Origin of the sequence: Pseudoalteromonas sp. Scap06 (genome assembly GCF_013394165.1) — a bacterium.
Taxonomy (GTDB): Bacteria; Pseudomonadota; Gammaproteobacteria; order Enterobacterales; family Alteromonadaceae; genus Pseudoalteromonas.
This window is the reverse complement of record NZ_CP041330.1, coordinates 756268-773349: the sequence shown is the minus strand read 5'-3', so window position 1 is coordinate 773349 and position 17082 is coordinate 756268. Positions and strand designations below refer to the sequence as shown.

Annotated in this window: 16 protein-coding genes and 1 pseudogene; 7 read left to right on the top strand and 10 right to left on the bottom strand. The window is 39.2% G+C overall.

Going from position 1 to position 17082, the window contains the following annotated elements:
* Window positions 1-37 precede the first annotated feature (37 nt).
* The 10 genes from dinB to FLM47_RS03505 form a co-directional block, all read right to left on the bottom strand.
* Window positions 38-1042, bottom strand: a complete 1005-nt coding sequence (gene dinB / locus FLM47_RS03550; RefSeq protein ID WP_178955243.1) for a DNA polymerase IV — start codon at window positions 1040-1042, stop codon at window positions 38-40.
* Window positions 1043-1270: 228 nt separating this feature from the next.
* On the bottom strand, window positions 1271-1750 hold the full coding sequence (locus tag FLM47_RS03545) for a toll/interleukin-1 receptor domain-containing protein (protein ID WP_178955232.1): 480 nt from the start codon (window positions 1748-1750) through the stop codon (window positions 1271-1273).
* Entirely contained in the window at window positions 1750-2781 is a 1032-nt protein-coding gene (locus FLM47_RS03540) for a caspase family protein (RefSeq protein ID WP_218648494.1), read from the bottom strand. The genes FLM47_RS03545 and FLM47_RS03540 overlap by 1 nt, the downstream gene beginning before the upstream one ends.
* Window positions 2723-3124: a TIR domain-containing protein gene (locus FLM47_RS03535; protein WP_064665414.1), complete on the bottom strand. Its 402-nt coding sequence runs from the start codon at window positions 3122-3124 to the stop codon at window positions 2723-2725. Before FLM47_RS03535 ends, FLM47_RS03540 begins: the two co-directional genes overlap by 59 nt.
* Before the next feature lie 109 nt (window positions 3125-3233).
* On the bottom strand, window positions 3234-3770 hold the full coding sequence (locus FLM47_RS03530) for a DNA-binding protein (RefSeq protein ID WP_178955230.1): 537 nt from the start codon (window positions 3768-3770) through the stop codon (window positions 3234-3236).
* Between the two features lie 45 nt (window positions 3771-3815).
* On the bottom strand, window positions 3816-4901 hold the full coding sequence (locus FLM47_RS03525) for an ATP-binding protein (RefSeq protein WP_178955228.1): 1086 nt from the start codon (window positions 4899-4901) through the stop codon (window positions 3816-3818).
* A gap of 57 nt (window positions 4902-4958) precedes the next feature.
* Window positions 4959-7466, bottom strand: a complete 2508-nt coding sequence (gene hsdR / locus FLM47_RS03520) for an EcoAI/FtnUII family type I restriction enzme subunit R (protein WP_178955226.1) — start codon at window positions 7464-7466, stop codon at window positions 4959-4961.
* On the bottom strand, window positions 7466-8665 hold the full coding sequence (locus FLM47_RS03515; protein ID WP_256729732.1) for a restriction endonuclease subunit S: 1200 nt from the start codon (window positions 8663-8665) through the stop codon (window positions 7466-7468). Before FLM47_RS03515 ends, hsdR begins: the two co-directional genes overlap by 1 nt.
* The gene (locus tag FLM47_RS03510; RefSeq protein ID WP_178955222.1) at window positions 8665-10131 is read right to left on the bottom strand and encodes an N-6 DNA methylase; all 1467 of its coding nucleotides are present in this window, start codon (window positions 10129-10131) and stop codon (window positions 8665-8667) included. Before FLM47_RS03510 ends, FLM47_RS03515 begins: the two co-directional genes overlap by 1 nt.
* Window positions 10132-10283: 152 nt before the next feature.
* Entirely contained in the window at window positions 10284-10520 is a 237-nt protein-coding gene (locus FLM47_RS03505) for a helix-turn-helix domain-containing protein (protein ID WP_064665408.1), read from the bottom strand.
* A gap of 100 nt (window positions 10521-10620) precedes the next feature.
* Between FLM47_RS03505 and FLM47_RS03500 the strand changes: the two genes are divergently transcribed.
* The 7 genes and pseudogenes from FLM47_RS03500 to FLM47_RS03470 all read left to right on the top strand — a co-directional run bounded on the left by FLM47_RS03500 (window position 10621) and on the right by FLM47_RS03470 (window position 16826).
* Window positions 10621-11145 (top strand): hypothetical protein, encoded by a 525-nt coding sequence (locus FLM47_RS03500; protein WP_178955220.1) that lies wholly within the window; start codon window positions 10621-10623, stop codon window positions 11143-11145.
* Entirely contained in the window at window positions 11142-12575 is a 1434-nt protein-coding gene (locus FLM47_RS03495) for a DEAD/DEAH box helicase (protein WP_178955218.1), read from the top strand. Before FLM47_RS03500 ends, FLM47_RS03495 begins: the two co-directional genes overlap by 4 nt.
* A gap of 88 nt (window positions 12576-12663) precedes the next feature.
* Window positions 12664-13113: an MbcA/ParS/Xre antitoxin family protein gene (locus FLM47_RS03490; protein ID WP_178955216.1), complete on the top strand. Its 450-nt coding sequence runs from the start codon at window positions 12664-12666 to the stop codon at window positions 13111-13113.
* Window positions 13114-13472: 359 nt separating this feature from the next.
* Window positions 13473-13676, top strand: coding sequence for a hypothetical protein (locus FLM47_RS03485; RefSeq protein ID WP_178955214.1), 204 nt, complete (start codon window positions 13473-13475; stop codon window positions 13674-13676).
* Between the two features lie 179 nt (window positions 13677-13855).
* A pseudogene (locus tag FLM47_RS03480) lies at window positions 13856-14098 on the top strand (IS91 family transposase); the annotation flags it as partial.
* A 350-nt stretch (window positions 14099-14448) separates the two neighbouring features.
* Complete coding sequence (locus FLM47_RS03475) at window positions 14449-15966, top strand: AAA family ATPase (protein WP_178955212.1); 1518 nt, start codon at window positions 14449-14451, stop codon at window positions 15964-15966.
* Window positions 15966-16826, top strand: a complete 861-nt coding sequence (locus FLM47_RS03470; RefSeq protein ID WP_178955210.1) for an HNH endonuclease — start codon at window positions 15966-15968, stop codon at window positions 16824-16826. The genes FLM47_RS03475 and FLM47_RS03470 overlap by 1 nt, the downstream gene beginning before the upstream one ends.
* Window positions 16827-17082 lie beyond the last annotated feature (256 nt).

The following is a 17082-nucleotide window of genomic DNA, read 5'->3' as shown; positions in this document are numbered from 1 at the left end:
AATCTGCATACTTACTGGCAACCTAGAGTTACAGCTTTTACACGTCTAAAATACTCAGCTGTAAATTATGCTCTGGTTGGTTTTTAATGCCAACACCTATTCCTAATAAACGCACAGGTTGTTGTAATCCGCGTTGATAGGCTTTGGCGAGTAACTCTTTAAAAATAGCCGTGTTTAATTGATGATTCGCTTGATCTGCTGAGGTCACAACAAAATTAGCAAATTTAACTTTAACACTTAACTTGTTAATTTTATTTTGTAGCTGCTGTTTGTTTAATCTAACCTCGAGCTCACCTAGCAGTTGCGGTAATTGCTCCAAGCACTCATCAAGACTATTTTTGTTGTATTCATAAGTATGCTCCACGCTCAATGACTTACGAATCCGCTCAGTTGAAACCCGCCCTATATGCTCTCCCATACATTTTTGATATAACGACACACCAAAATTTCCCACATGTTGCTGCATCCAATTAGCCCCTTTTTCGCGAACATCTTGGCCCGTGTACAACCCTTTTAAATTAAGCTTCTCCAAGGTTACCTTACCCACTCCTGGAATTTTACCTAGTGGTAATTGGGCTAAAAACGAGTCAACTTGCTCAGGCAATACTACAAATTGGCCATTGGGCTTATTTTCATCGCTAGCAATTTTGGCTATAAATTTAATTGGCGCAATCCCCGCAGAAGCGGTCAGCCCTGTGGTATTAAAAATATCGGTGCGGATCTGCTCAGCAATTAACGTTGCACTGCCTTTAAATGCAGTACTGTCGGTAACATCTAGGTACGCTTCATCAAGTGAAAGAGGCTCTACAAGATCAGTATAGCGGTTAAATATAGCGCGGATTTGAGTTGATACTTGTTTATAAACAGCCATTCTCCCCGGCACAATAACTAAATCGGGGCAAAGCTGTTTGGCATGATAGTTAGACATAGCAGAGCGCACACCATATTCTCTGGCAATATAATTAGCGGTAGAGAGCACTCCACGGCGACTGTTACCGCCAATTGCCAGCGGTACATTTGCAAGCTTGGGGTTGTCGCGCATTTCAACGGCTGCACCTGTAAAACTTCGCGTGTAAAATGTAAGCTAATCAGGAAAAATATGGCAACCAATTGATATTAATCTTATTTTATGTGCAAATAAAACTCCAAAAATTACCTACATTAATTTCTAATAAAAATTAAAAATCATTTCTTGGCAGATAAAGAGATTACAACTATTATTTATGCCAGCTATTTCCAACAACTGGCATAAATGTAGTGTTCAAATAATTTAATACCCACGGCGAATTTTAGCTTTTAACGTACTATGGAAGTCGCTTGCAGATTTAACTCCTACAGACCCTACGGACTCAAACATATTACGATTATAAACTGATTCTCGCTGCTCATTTTTATATGCTGCAATAAATAATTCCAAGTGTTGCATACTATCCATTTTCGGCCACATTTCTAAATATTCCGGTAATGGGCTAAAGCTAGAACGATAAGAAGCAATCCGTTTAGCTGATATTGTTGCCTCACCGATTTCAAAAGGGACCCACCAAGATGTAGCAGTCTCTTTCGATACTACAGCAATTAAGTGAGTACACTTTGCTATATTCTTTGTAATAACTGTTGTTATATCCACTGTCGATTGAGATTCGGCATCTAGAACATCTAAGTAAGTAGTAATGTTATCAAGCTTCAATCGACGATCAATTTGCATAGCTAAATCACGATCTAAATGTTTATAACTAATAAATACACTCATTAAAAATGTCCTTTCTTTGCTAATTCACGGTAATAAAATCCTAGAGCAGTCAAACGACATCCTCTAGAGTTTATGGCTGCAAAGTACATATGCTCAGCATCGACAGGCTCTATTAAACTATGCCTATTACATTGCTGCAGTTGAGAAAAAACTTCTCCCAACTTAGGATCAAAGTCAGGGTGCTCAGGCTCATAAGCTGGTGTCAAAGCGAATACAGACTCAGCTTCAGGAAACCATTCAGGTAATCTTCTCAGTGTTTCTAAAGGTACAAGTGGTGTGTGCTCTTTTAAAGAAATAAACTCAGAAACATTTGTTTTAAAAACAGGTCGTTGTTCCCAAGGACCAAGTGCATTATCAACAAAAGAATATAAGCTACCGGGGGTAACGTGACCAAGAACATTAACAGCCCCCCCGTGCAATGCTTGAAGTAACAGTCTAGTGAAAACGCCATGTCCGGCACACTCTTGTGCATACTCATCTTTTCTACATGCCGTTAAGATAGTAATACCATCACTAATTATGCTTGAGCCACCTTTCAATTGCTTACTTTCTCCAGCTCCGCCAGCTTCACAGCAGTCAAGAATAATAATTTTATTTTTTATCTCAGTTGCATTACTAGCCCAAGTAAGAATGTCACTTACACGAATACCGTCGCTTGTATTTCTATAATCTTGGGGCAGAATCATTCCTTCATGAAGATTTGTATCGAAACAACCATGACCAGCAAAATAGAGTAATGCAACATCGCAAGAACCTGAAAACAGCTCTTGAATTGATGCTTCTAAAGTATGCCTACTAAGATTATCTTCTGCAGTAGTCAAAGTTTTACTGTGAAAATTAGGAGTACCTGATGCATGTCTTGTTAAAACAGAAGCCATCTCTATTGCATCATTATTGCAGCCACTTAATGGGTTAATGAAGGTATAGCCGTTTACACCTATAAAAAGAGCTTTTCTCATTTTTTTATCTCCCTTAAGCCAAACGACGAATTGCTGAAATAACGCTTTCAGTCGACCAGTTACATATTTCATCTGCTGCACCTCTAACTACTGAAGACATATTCGTTGCCCCATATGGTTTTACAGCTAAAATTGGTTTTCCTAAACGTTTAGCTATAGCGATTTCTTTATTTATCCATTTACTATAAGTTGAGTACACGCCCGTCATTATTATTACTACTGAACTAGCTTTAACTTTATTCTCAATAGCCGCCTCAAGCTGCTTATCGGTTCTTGCTCCAATAATAGGATTTGATTCAGGAACAGAGTAATTCCTAAAGTTAAAAAGCGCTCTATTTCTAAGTAAGGTAGTTAAGCTGCTGTATTGATGTCCATAATTCCATGAATGGGAAATAAATAAGTGGTAAGTTTTCATTTGGAACCTCGTTCTGATTAATAATATTTTTTTAACCAGACCTTAGGGATTTGGTTAATAGAATAAGGTTAACTCACAAATCTGATTAAATAAAGTTTTTTAACCAGATTTATTTAATTAATTTATAGACAAACTCTTTACCACCAGATTCAGCTATTTCTTCAACTCTTTTGGCATAGCCCAATTTGAAAATATTTTTGAGGCGAGTGCTTGCGTTTTGCGTTGTAATATCAAAATGAGTAGAAACTTGATTAGTTGTTACTTTTTGCTTAATTATTAAAAAATCTGTCAGTTCTTTAACAGATTTAGCCATATCAGGCCCTATGAAAAATACCTTTTTATGATTCCAAACAGTCATAGGTTGGTTTTTGGCAATAGCACCATAAGTCCAATTATCAATTAAATCCTCATCCTGAAGATCTGTGAGGTAGATAAACTTTTCTCCTCTGTAGTGCTTTGCTAAAGCCATAACACTTTCTCGCGGAAAAGAAGCGTCGGTAGCTTCAATACCTTTTAGTGAAACCCCAAATGTATCCAGCTCTTGTCGGGACTCAATCATTTTATGTAGTTTAGAATATACATCCTTACCCTTAACATTCCCATTGGGGAGGGCATCGGTTGTTATATCTAATAATTTTATCAACATAATTCGTTCTGATTAATTATATTTATTTAACGAGATTCTAGCATACTAATGCAGAAAAAAGTCAAAACATATATGGGTTCCAGATATTTTTTTGAGATCTGAGCTATAATTGGATTCATCAAGCTTACCATCGACATATTTTAACGTAAGTTCAAATGTTTCTTGTCTTACACAAATTGTTGCATCAAACTTTGCAGCTTGTTTCGCACTAAGTTTAAGTCCTAGACCTCGGCCTAAATAATTAGCATCATTGGCACCACTTACACCGCCAGACTGCAGAACCTCATTTAATAAATGGATGTCTGAATTTTCCTTGTTCGGAGGATACTTATTATGCAATTGAGGGTATCGTTTGGCTAAAACAGGCCTCAACGTACCAATGATACCTTTTCCGCTATCAGAAAAAACAGTCTGAACTTTCGTCCTATTTTTACTTTTACCATAGACTTGAAGTGCTGCCACTCCTGGGGTTGGAGTTTGTGAGTGCTCAATAATATTGTTAATAAATTCAGCTATAAAACCAAATGCCGCATTGGAATGTTGCTCACCCGCTAATTCGATAAACGAGTTTTTTAGCTTTACAGGTAAGTTCGTTTGCTGTGTTTCAGCTGGTATTAAAACGAATTCCATTACTTTCTTATTACTACCATAATGAGAAGAACTATCTTTTCTCTCAGGAAGTACAGTTACTGACTCATGAAAAGTTTCAAATAATCCAATTCTACACAAATATGAAAATGATTTAGTGCACCCAGTAAAATCAAGAGTAACGTGCTTACCTATAGATGCTAACTGATTAACTAAAGATAATAGCCTGGAAATAGCACCTAATAGTATTGAGCAATTATAAAACTCAAACCTTACAATTTCTACAGAGTCACACCAAACATCACTTCCTTCTTTGAGAAGTGCTTCAAAGTCACAAGTAGTTAGCCAACCACTCTTTTCAAATCGAAGTACGACACCTATATTAGCTAAAAACCATTCATTTTTTCGTTCAATAAAAGTACCGCTTTTGTCATGGTATAAGAAAGAGTTTACGCTCTTTTTTTCAAGGCTTAGTTTTCTAGCTATCTCTTTACCTTTTAACCCTGGATTATTAGTAAGCAACTCAATTATTTTCGCTTTCATACAACCCCACTACCAGCGACTAAAAAATTCAATAAGCTTTTTCCAAATGATTCTTTCTTATTCATATAAATACTTCTGAAAACCAATAAACGTGTCGCGTATAGCTGCCGGTGATCCAAACTCAATGGCGGCGTCGTTAATTGTGTTGTATTTAAGCTCTACTAAGCTGCGCATTTTTTTAGGTGCAAGCTCTTGCACGCCGTCTTCAATGTATTTACTTAATATAAAGTTGATAAACTCTTGTTGTTTATAGTCGCTAAACGCTGAATTTATTTTAGGTTTTGCTTGTTGAGCTCGTTCTGTGCGTGTTTGTGCCTCTGAGGCATACGCTAAGTAGGATAAAACATCGTATACGTCGCTATCTTGTGCATCAATTACGGCCTTCATGCTGTCGAGCTTTTCGCTATCGTAACCCGCTTCGGTTAAGTCTTCTAATAGCTTTTCGCGGGTGGTTGGGTCACTCCAAATTTCACGTAGTTGGTCTTCGTTTTCAAAAAAGCGCGGTAAGTCGTCAAACATACGTTCAACAAACTCTTTAGCTGTAATGGGCTTGCCTTCAGCACTCCAGTACATTGCTGAGGATATATGCTTAATTTGCCGCGTACGGCCGTCTGAGAGCTTTATTTCGAGCTTTTCACACACACATGGTCTCTCGCCACATTTTTCACAGCCTTCAGGCTCTGGCTTTTCACAAACACATGGTTTTTGTTCACACACCTTGCACGGTTTCTTTTCACCGGCACCTTCGCCGCCAGTGTCTTCACATTGGCATGGGGTTGTGCCGCACTCTGGGCATACTTCGCTGGGTATTGGCTCACCATCCCAAGCTGGGTCAGCAAAGTTATGGTGCGCTTTTACGAAGTCGTAAATGGTAAAGTAGTCTTTGCCATCGTATGTGCGGGTGCCTCGGCCTATGATCTGCTTGAACTCAATCATATTGTTACAAAGTCGCATAAGCACAATATTGCGTACATTACGTGCATCGACACCAGTAGAGAGTTTGCGTGATGTGGTTAAGATTGTCGGAATGGTTTTTTCATTATCACAAAAGGTTTTTAAGTCATTTTCACCCGCTACACCATCGTTAGCAGTAACACGAACACAATAGTTAGTGTTGGTGGTCCAGCCTTTTTTAACTGCGTACTGATTAATAAAATCGCGCACCATACCGGCATGAACTTGTGTTGCACAAAACACGATGGTTTTTTCTTTAGGATTAAAGCGATCCATCCAATAGTGTACACGGCGTTCTTCGCGCTGAGGTATGGTAATAATGCGGTTAAAGTCACCTTCTTTATACAGTTTACCAGGCTCAGGGTCGCCTTTTACAACAACACCATCCCCCTCGATATACTTGTACTCATCCATAGTGCCAACAATCGGTAACACTTTAAATGGCGTTAAAAAACCATCGTTAATGCCTTCTTTTAGAGTATAGCTGTAAACGGGTTCGCCAAAGTAACCATAGGTATCAGCGTTATCGGTACGCTTCGGTGTGGCGGTTAAGCCTAGCTGTACAGCGGGGGCAAAGTAATTAAGAATATCACGCCATACACTTTCATCATTTGCGCCACCACGGTGACATTCATCAATAATAATTAAATCAAAAAAATCAGCTGGGTATTGCTCGTAATACGGGTTTTCTGCCTTGTTGACTGGCGCATTTTCATCTTCTTCTGTTGTGGCTTCTTTTAATTCGGTTTTAGGCCCACACATAAGCGTATGAAAAATAGTAAAAAACACACTCGCATTTTTAGGAACGCCGCCTCGTTTGCGAATATTTTCAGGGGTGATACGCACAATAGCATCTTCACCAAACGGCCCGAAATCATTAAATGCCTGATTGGCTAAAATATTACGATCGGCCAAAAATAAAATACGCGGGCGCTTTTTAGCAAGGCTTATATCTTTCTGCGCGGTTAAGCTCCAACGGGTTTTAAATAACTTCCACGCTGTTTGAAAGCCAATACAGGTTTTACCCGTACCAGTAGCAAGCGTTAGCAAAATTCGAGGCTCGCCTTGAGCAATGGCTTCAAGGGCATTGTGAATGGCGTTTTCTTGATAATAGCGCGGAGCCCAATCACCTTTAGCTTCAAAAGGAATGGTAGAAAACGCATCACGCCAAGCGGTGGTGTAATCCGCTTCTGGTTTATCGCCTTTTTGCTCAAAGGTTAAATCCCAAAGGGCTTGCGGTGACAGGTATTCATCTACCAGCGTCTCAATACCGGTGAGCATATCAATCTGGTAAACCTCATGGCCGTTAGTGGCATACGCAATACGACATTGTAAGCGCTTTGCGTAATCTTTTGCTTGGCGTACACCTTCGCTATAAGTCAGGCTTTCTTTTTTGGCCTCGACTGCGGCAAGCTTACGGCCTTTGTACACCAGCACATAATCACACGGGACTTTATTAGCGCGTTTACCACCGGCCATAATTTGACCAGGGCAAATAAGCTCGCGGCGAATAAAGCTGTTATCAACGTCCCCCCAACCGGCAGCGACTAATTTAGGGTCAATTAAATCCGCTCTAGTGTCGGCTTCATTACGCGTCCTTGCTTGAGTCATTAGGCCACAGCTCCTTCTTTTTCTTTGGTCAACTCGCCGGAAAAAGCTTTCTGTAGGATGGATTTTTTGAGTTCGTCTAAATCGTTTAATTTTTGAGTATAAATAACAGCTAAGTCATCGGTGTTTCTTCTAATTAGCCTTAGCTCTTCCACTACCTGATTTTGCTCGCTTAAAGATGGAAGCCTAATGGGTATCCCCTTAATCTTACTTTTATTAAGATTCTTTTGACGAACACCACGCCTAAGCTTCAACAGCTCAGGTTTAATAGAATTAATCGAATGAAGTATAAACTCCAGATTAATTCTATTATTTGGCTTTACTCCAGCTATAGCTTGATTAAAAGCACCGTCCCTATCCAAAATAGACATCTTTAAAGCTGCTGTATCGTACATGCCAACCAATAAGGAGCCCTCAGGAAGTATCTTGGCATTTGAACCATCTAGCCCGGCTGCTGTAATACAGCTTTTAGATTCTATTGTGAAAGTATCGTTAAGCTCCCCTGATGAATACCAAGGAATATCCCCATCCCAGAATTCATTTTTGGATTTAAGCGGTGTTCCGCCTGTGCTTACTTCTGCTGCATCCCCTAGGGTTATCTCAACCCACCCCTCACCACGCAGGCTAAACACTTGCTGCAAATAGCTTTCAAATAGCTCACGGGCGTTTTTGAGGTTTTGCTCAGCCTTGGCGCGGGCTTGTTCTATATCGGCAAAGGCTTGATCGAGAATGGCGACGATGCGTTTTTGTTCGGTAATCTCAGGGTGTGGTATTTCTACTTTCTCTAAAGCAGTTTTAGATAGCTCTTTAAAAGTAGTTCCACTTCCCAAATCATTTAATAATGAGACGCTCTTCAATAAAAAATAATACAAAAACTTGGTATCTAAAGTGCTTTTAGGTACTAACCCCCGGCAACCTTGGTTCGTTGCCATAGGGACTTTATTAATAGCTAGGTGACCAATAGGTGCTCGGGTTGAGAGAATTACCGAGCTTTCAGGAATTAGCTTAGCTGAAGATTTCTCTAGCCCTAGTCGAGTGATATTTCTACCTGTTTCTGAGACGTAAATACCAGTGATTTTCCCCATATCTTTCGGCGTAATCCACTTAACATCACCAAACCAATAGTCGGAAATACCGCTTTTAGGTGTTCCACCACTTATTATATTAGTGACTTCACTCATTTTAGATATGGACCACCCCATCACAACAACTCCTGAATCTTACCAAGAATCGCTTCGCTCTCTTTATCAAGCGCGATGATTTCTTCTATGATCGCTTGTGGCTCACGCAGTGAGGTTTCTTCTGCTTGGTTCGGATTTTTTACCGATAAATCCCATGCTGTATCATCAAGTTCAGTCGTAGCTAATGACCAAGACTTAGCACTGTCTTCAAAGCCCTTTTGTAACTCTACAAACTCTTTTAAGTCGTTATCGTTTAGCGGATTGGTTTTACCCAAGCTGCGGCCAGGGTCTAGTTGATAAAACCAAGTTTTTTGAGTTGGTTCGCCTTTGGTAAAAAACAACACCACGGTTTTTACACCAGCGCCTAAGAAGGTTTTGGCTGGGCAATCTAGCACGGTGTGTAAGTTGCAGTTTTCTAATAGCTCTTTACGCAAAGCAATGGCGGCGTTATCGGTATTCGATAAAAAGGTGTTTTTAATAACAATAGCGGCGCGGCCACCAGGCTTGAGCATTTTTATAAAGTGCTGCAAAAACAAAAAGGCAGTTTCACCGGTTTTAATCGGGAAGTTTTGTTGAACTTCTTTACGCTCTTTACCACCAAAGGGCGGGTTAGCTAATACAATATCGTGCTGGTTGCTTGGGGTAATGTCTTGTAGGTTTTCGCCCAGTGTATTGGTGTGAATAACGTTAGGTGCTTCAATGCCATGCAAAATCATGTTCATAATGGCGATAACGTACGCTAAAGATTTTTTCTCTTTGGCGTAAAAGGTGTTTTCTTGCAGGGTTTTTAAGTCGCTGGTTGAAAGCTGCTTGTTGCTGGCACCACCTTGGCGAAGGTAGTCGTATGCTTCACATAAGAAACCTGCCGAACCTGCGGCACCGTCGTAAATCGTTTCGCCAATTTGTGGCTGTAATACGTCGATCATGGCGCGAATTAATGGGCGTGGTGTGTAGTATTCACCGCCGTTACGGCCAGCGTTACCCATGCTTTTAATTTTTGTTTCATAAAGATGGGAAAGCTCGTGCTTTTCTTCTTGTGAGCGAAAACGCAGTTCGTCTACTTTCTCTAGTGCATCACGCAGTGAATAACCACTTTGAATTTTGTTTTTGATTTCGCTAAAAATCTCACCAATTTTGTATTCAATAGTGTCAGGGCTTTTAGCACGCAGCTTAAAACCTTTAAGGTAAGGGAATAACTCACCATCAACGAAATCCATTAAATCGCTGCCAGTTAAGGCGTTGTCGTGATCAAACTCACCATTAGCAGTTTTAGGCGCTGCCCACGAACTCCAACGGTATTTTTCTTCAATAATGTATTGGTAATCTTCTGCCATTAATTCGGCTTCTTGAGACTTAGTGAACTCTAAGTCATCAAGGTATTTTAAAAATAGCATCCACGACGATTGCTCGGTGTAGTCTAGTTCGCTGGAACAGCCTGCGTCTTTATGAAAAATGTCGTCGATGTTTTTAAAAGTTTGTTCAAACATATAAGTTAAGTCCTTGTTAGCCAGAGAGTTAAAGATGATTTATTTTATTAAAAACAACTCTGTAGCTAATAGTTATTCCTAAGGTAATGGTGATTAATATACCCTAAATATTTAAATAATTGATAAAAAATTAATACCCGAAAGTTTTTTAGCTAACCTAGATCAATTTTATATTTTTGTCTTGCCGGTAGTATCTCTTCAAACTCGCAATTTAATGCATTCACTAACTTGTAGAGAGTTTCGAGCTTAATGTTAACATTACCTCTTTCCATTTTTCCGTAATTACCGCGTTCTATACCTACATAGGCGGCAAAACCTTCTTGCGAATAGCCGGCTTCTTTACGTTTTTCTCGTAGTTTTTCACCAAAATTTTTAACTAAATCACTCACCTGATTTTCCTCAAGGCAAAATGATTAGATTTTCATGTTGAGCGCTTAACTACCACGCCCTATAATACCCATTATTATAAGAAGTTCATTAGGATTTACTTTGAAATTTGACCCTCTCGTAGCTCAAATTATTGTTGCACCAAATTTTGATAACTTTACAACAAGTGATGTACGCTCGGCGTACTTAACATTAAAAAGTGATGCTTCGTTGATACCTACCGCAGTTAGGCGAAGTATATACGCAGAACTGCTCAAGCTTGTTAAAAAAGGCTGGCTGAAAAAGGTGGTATCAAATAAAAAAGGATTTACGCGATTCAATAAAACAGAGAGCTTTGATGTTGAGGTAATTACTCACTTAGCTAGTTCAATACCTATTTCAATCACAGAAAAAGAAAATGATAAACATGCGCTGTTACTTAGTAAGTTAAACCATTACAAAGCCGAGTTATTATTGAATATGGGGGAATCAGAGGCGTATAAAGAGCTCTATTTGGAGTCACCCGAACTGGTAGATGAACTACAGCCACAATACAACAAAGCAAGAGACAACAATACCAGAATACTTGGCAAGATTAGAGCGATTGAAGGCTTACTGAAGCAGAGCGAAGCATTAGAAAAAATATGAAACTAAGACTATGGCAAGCCGAATGTATTAATTTTGCGCTTACACAATATCAGAACGTCAATAGCCACTTTTTAGCCTTGGCAACTCCTGGGGCGGGTAAAACTTTGATGGCTTCAGAATTAGCTAACCAGTTATTAAAAAGCAATATGGTCGATTTAATCATTTGTTTTTCCCCGTCGTCTATTGTTTCCCAAGACTTTAAGGAAAGCTTACAGCTAAAAACGAATGAACGATTTGATGGGCTTATTGGCGCTAAAGGTAGAGCTTTAACCTATCAAAGCTTACAGTATTTAGATGTGCACTTTTGGCAGCTATTTGAACGATATCGTGTTTTTGTAATATTTGATGAAATTCATCATTGTGCTGGCTCTAATATTGACAATGCAAATGCATGGGGTGAGCAGATAATACTTAACATTCAAAATAAAGCACAGTACACATTAGCCTTAACAGGCACTCCCTGGCGCTCTGACGCTGCTCCTATTGTTCTTTCATCATATCAGCAACCTAACAATAAAATAGCGTGTGACTACGTTTATGGGCTTTCTGAGGCTATTGGAGATAATGTTTGTCGGGTTCCACAAATAGTAGCTGTTGATAATAGCCGCATTACAGTTGTAGATGACGCTGAAACCAAAACATTTAACTGCTTTAAAGCGTTATTAAACGACTCTGGCGTTTCTTATCAAGAAGTTATTGAAAATGAAGCGGTAATAAAATATATAATCTCTTCAGCTCAAAAGAAGCTGACCTCAATCAGATTGAAAAACCCCGATGCAGCAGGGTTGATTGTTGCATCGTCTGTTGAGCATGCCCATCAAATCTCTATGTTAATGCGAACTTACTTTGACGAGGATAGCGTTGTTGTAACCTACCGAGAGAGTGAACCTACGGGTATTATTCAGCAGTTTAGGTATGCACAAACTAAGTGGATTATTTCTGTTGGTATGATTAGCGAAGGTACAAATATCCCTCGTTTGCAGGTTTGCTGTCACCTTACAAATATAAAAACAGAAATGCATTTTCGGCAAATATTGGGCCGTATACTGAGGGTAACAAACTCTAAAAACCAAGAAGCTATTATGTACATGCCCGCCGAACCTAAGCTTTTAGAGTATGCGTATAGGGTTAATCAAGATGTTCCATTTGAAGCTGATGTAGTTAAGTTTGAAAAGATTGAAACTGCTGCTGGAGAAAACACTGTAGATGAAAATTCAAGCGATATTACTTTTAATAAACAAAGTAAAAAACCTTCCAAAACCCAGTTCGATTTTGATAACTTTGCTGACTTTTTTGAGCAGCCAGCTATGAACAATGGACCTGAAGCAACAGAGAAACATTTTTTAACCGGTGCCTATGAGCGAATTATTAATATATCAGGCCGCTTTCAGCAAGAGGCTATTGCTTTGGGGTTAAGTGAATTGCGGTAAATACGCTAGAATTTATCTCAAGTAGACCTCTACAGGTAACATCGATTTCAGTTACACGAGGAAACATAATTTAATTTAAGGTGTTGCTATGTATAGCTTCTCTGAAATTCACAAACAAATAGACCTTATAGAGATTTTAAGCAATAGAAAGATCAGTGAAAAATCTAGTTATCTAGAACAAATTAACTTTATACATCAAGGTGTAGATATCAAAAATGCTGAACGTTTAAGGATAGAGTTAGGCTGGAGTATACGAATATTTTCTTCAGCTATTAGAACTAGCAATAGCTCATATGTACGCTATAAAAAAGAATTAAAGCTTTTAAATACCACTTTAAGTGAAAATATATTTGAAGTTGCAAAAACCTGCTATTTTTGCCTTAATTACTTTGAAAATATAGAACGTTTTAATATCTGGTTAAATACCCCTTCACTTCAATTCGACTCTAAAAAACCTTTAACATTTATAGATACTATAGCTGGCCGTGAATTTATTAAAAATACCGTAAACAGGCTTAAGTATGCCTATAACGCATAAAAGAAAAGTGTTTGAGGAGTGATGCGCATTATAATGCAGACTGTAAAGCATGAAGCCAAATTTTATCCTTTTCTTAATTCAACAAGAAGCTATCGCTTTAGAGATCAAAACGTTGATTTGAACTTATTAATGCTCCAACTCACTCTGATAGTCGCGTTTGTGCCAATTGCGGTCTACCGGATTTTATAGGGATATGGGCTGTTATTGTGCGAAAGAAGACTCTCAGTTGCAACAAGCTATTGCGCCTTCAGATTAGGTCAGCAGCTTGTTAACCTAATGAATAACTTCCTTAAACAACTTTAACTATGGCATATCTGCCATAATTAAAAAATAAATTGTGGAGTAAGGAGCAGAACTCAATGACCATCATATCTATAAAATCAAAAACAGATTTAGAAGAAGCATTGAAGCGTATTGAAGACTTGTGGAAGTCTGAACCTTGCACTCGTGAAGGTAATGAGTTGGATGCTCTTGTTACCTTAGTTGAAGATTACGAACTATCTAATATCGTAACTGAACGAATAAATCAGGATGAGATATATGTAGACATTGATCACCTTTAATGGCGGCAATTGCTCGTTTGAGACTTGTGTACTTTTAAATTCGGTCGCTTACTTCTCAATAATGTCGTTTTCGGACGTTCCGCTCTAACTCACTTTTGCCCCAAAACGAGTTAGAAGATATTACTTAACAGGCTTACAGCAATATTTACATCTTGCTGTAAATCACGGGTGTAGATACATTGCCTAAAGGGTTTATGCGCATTCGCCACTATGGCTTTTTAGCTAATGCGTGTCGCAAGCGAAAGTTAGGGTTAATAAAGGCTCAAGCATCAATAACCCCATTCAAAGCGGTGAAGCCGAAGGTAGAGCAAGAACCATTAATACCGCATTGGCCTTGCCAGTCATGGAAGGCGGGTATCTTACGATTTATTGGTGTGATGAATTTGGATATGACGACAAATAAAATAGCGCGAACGAGTTAGCAGCCTTGCCTGCTGCATCAAATCAATGAGTTAACCTGCTTAACTGCTCGGGCTAGTAGCGACTGTGCGTGAGAAAAAGATCATTGCTTAACGGTTAAACATTAGGTTTAATAGGCACATAATAAACGCTGAGTAGCACAGGGATTGCTTAGATACGATAGACACGCCAATGAAATTGGTTTGATATCACTTAGGCCATAAAAACAAATTCCCATAGCATAAACAACACCAACTCTATACACCGAGCTGGTAGCGGCTCAGTCCAACAAGCGATTATGCAACACAAACTGCGTGTCGCATAAATACTAAAATGTTATGTGATATTCACCGATGATAAGTAGTACTGAGAAATGAATTTTATTGTTCTTGCAAGAGGTATGAAAACTCCTCAGTCAGGTTTGAATACTGCTTACCTAACGATTGATCATTGGAACGATTTCTCGTTCGTAACCATGTTTTATTTGGAACTATATGACGAGAAAGGTGTTCTTCATGATCTCGGTAATGTAAAAATTGGTTTTAAAGGCCAAACTACTGAACAATCAACTCACACCTTATTAGGAAATTCCTTCCAGCAGTTATCTGATGGTTATTTCTCTGTTGGGCAAGATGTCGACTATTATCGTAAAATATCATCATTTGTAGAACCGTTAAGAACTAATTTACTATCGGCACTAAAAGACATCGTTTTATCTCCAAGGCTGATTGAAGTAGCTCAAGAGGAAGAGGTTTTTCGGACCGCCTTGTTAAGAGATGTCAGCTTATCAGTTATCAAAGGACAGTTTCCTAGGGTGTTGGCTGGCCAGCCCCCACTAACAAATTTTGAATTCAAATTTTCCAGACCCGAGTCTGATAAGATGTCTGGTTTTGAATTGAAGTTTAAGGTGAAGATTGATTCTAAACCAAGTACTAACATTCATGCAGTCATCGGTCGAAATGGCGTAGGAAAGACAACACTTCTTAATGGGATGATTGAAGCTATTACAAGCAAGGGCCATTCTACCTCGAAGTTTTATGATGTTGGAGGTTGGCAAGAAAACCCCATCAGCAACGATTATTTCAGTAGTTTGGTTTCCGTTTCATTTAGTGCTTTTGACCCCTTTGAACCTCCAATAGAGCAACCAGATCCCTCGCAAGGCACTTGTTATTTCTATGTAGGGTTAAAGAAGGAAGGCGACACTCTCAAAAGTCTCAATGATATTCGCCAAGAATTTTTGCAAGCTTTAAAGTCATGCTTTAGTCAAACGCCTAAGCGAGATAGATGGTTAAGAGCAATAGAGACTTTGGAGTCAGATGAAAACTTTGAGAGAATGGGCCTGAAAGATCTTTCTCAGTTTTCCGGTCAGGAGTTAGCATCCAAAGCCCTAAAGACCATTGAGCGAATGAGTTCGGGACATGCTGTAGTACTTTTAACGATCACCCGCTTAGTCGCAACTGTTGAAGAAAAAACTTTAGTCCTTATTGATGAACCTGAAAGCCATCTTCATCCACCGTTACTATCCGCTTTTGTTCGCGCTTTGTCTGAGTTACTTCATGATAGGAACGGTGTAGCTATTATAGCCACGCACTCTCCTGTAGTACTGCAAGAGGTTCCTAAGTCTAGTGCATGGAAAATCAATCGAGTTGGCTTAGCTACTGAACCTCGTAGACTCAATATCGAGACATTCGGTGAAAATGTTGGTGTATTAACAAGGGAGGTGTTTGGTCTTGAGGTGGTCAAGTCGGGGTTTCACGATTTGCTTGTAAAGTCGGTTGAAAGTGGAAGTTCTTACCAAGAGATAGTGAATGAATATAATCATCAGCTTGGTTTAGAGGCCCGCTCTCTCTTGATGGCGCTGGTTACGCATCGAGATAGAGGCATAGATTAATGTTAAAGCTTAATCAACCAGCTTATTCTTATGTACAAACTATGGCCAGTTGCCGAGAGGGGATTACCGGTAACGCCAACTTGCTGCAAAAACTGGGCAGCGAGATTGAACTATTTCAAGTCAGCGCTGATAGTTATGTTGCATCAGCATCTCAAGGTGAGCTGTATACATTACAGTCGACACCTAATCACCGTAACTGTGATCCGATTGTCATAGGCTCGCTAAAAAAGTCTGAACTTCTTAAGCTATATAGCACGTACTTTGTTAAATCTGGTAAGCCTGGGCGTAGAATTTATAATTCCTTGCTGGCGGCTGCTAATGAACAGTGCCCTTTTTGTGGTGGTATTGGACGACCAAGAAATTTGGATCATTACCTTCCTAAAGCACACTATCCTCAATTTTCTGTACTGCCGGTAAACTTAGTGCCTTCGTGCAGAGACTGCAACATGGATGGAAAAGGAGAAGCTTTCGCTGGTAATGAAGAAGAACAGATTCTTCAACCATATCTAGATAATGATCGTTACTTCAATGAACAATGGGTGTTTGCGCGATACATTGCTGGAATAAATGCCGAACCAGGAGTGATTGAATATTTCGTCAGACCTCCGGAGCATTGGAATGATATCCAAAAGAATCGAGTAGAAAAACACTTTATTGACTTTGAATTGGGCTTGAGATTCTCAAAAGAGGCAGGCCCAAGGCTTATTACATACCTAGCACAAATTCAAGAGTTGACTCGAATTCCTTTAGATCTGGGAGTTGCGAAAAGAACCATTTTACAACCAGCAATTGACTCTGCTAGTTTCCCGAACCACTGGGAAAGAGTAATGTGTTTGGCATTAATGAATGATTTAGCCTGAGCTTTAATTTCACATAACAAGGCGCTGCTGTTGGTCAAATTTTCGGTGCGTTCCAAGTTTGCCGCAGAGCGCGGCGTTAGGAGTTATTATATTTTGAGCCACCCTCGAGAACATCCAATTTTTAAGAATGGAAATCTTCTAGAACTTATATTCCAGAGTCCTGTGTGGGTTATTATTTATGGGACAGGTTTAATTTTTATATTAAATGCTTTTGCTTGGTGCGTATATGGCTTGGGTTGGTATCATCATCCAAAAA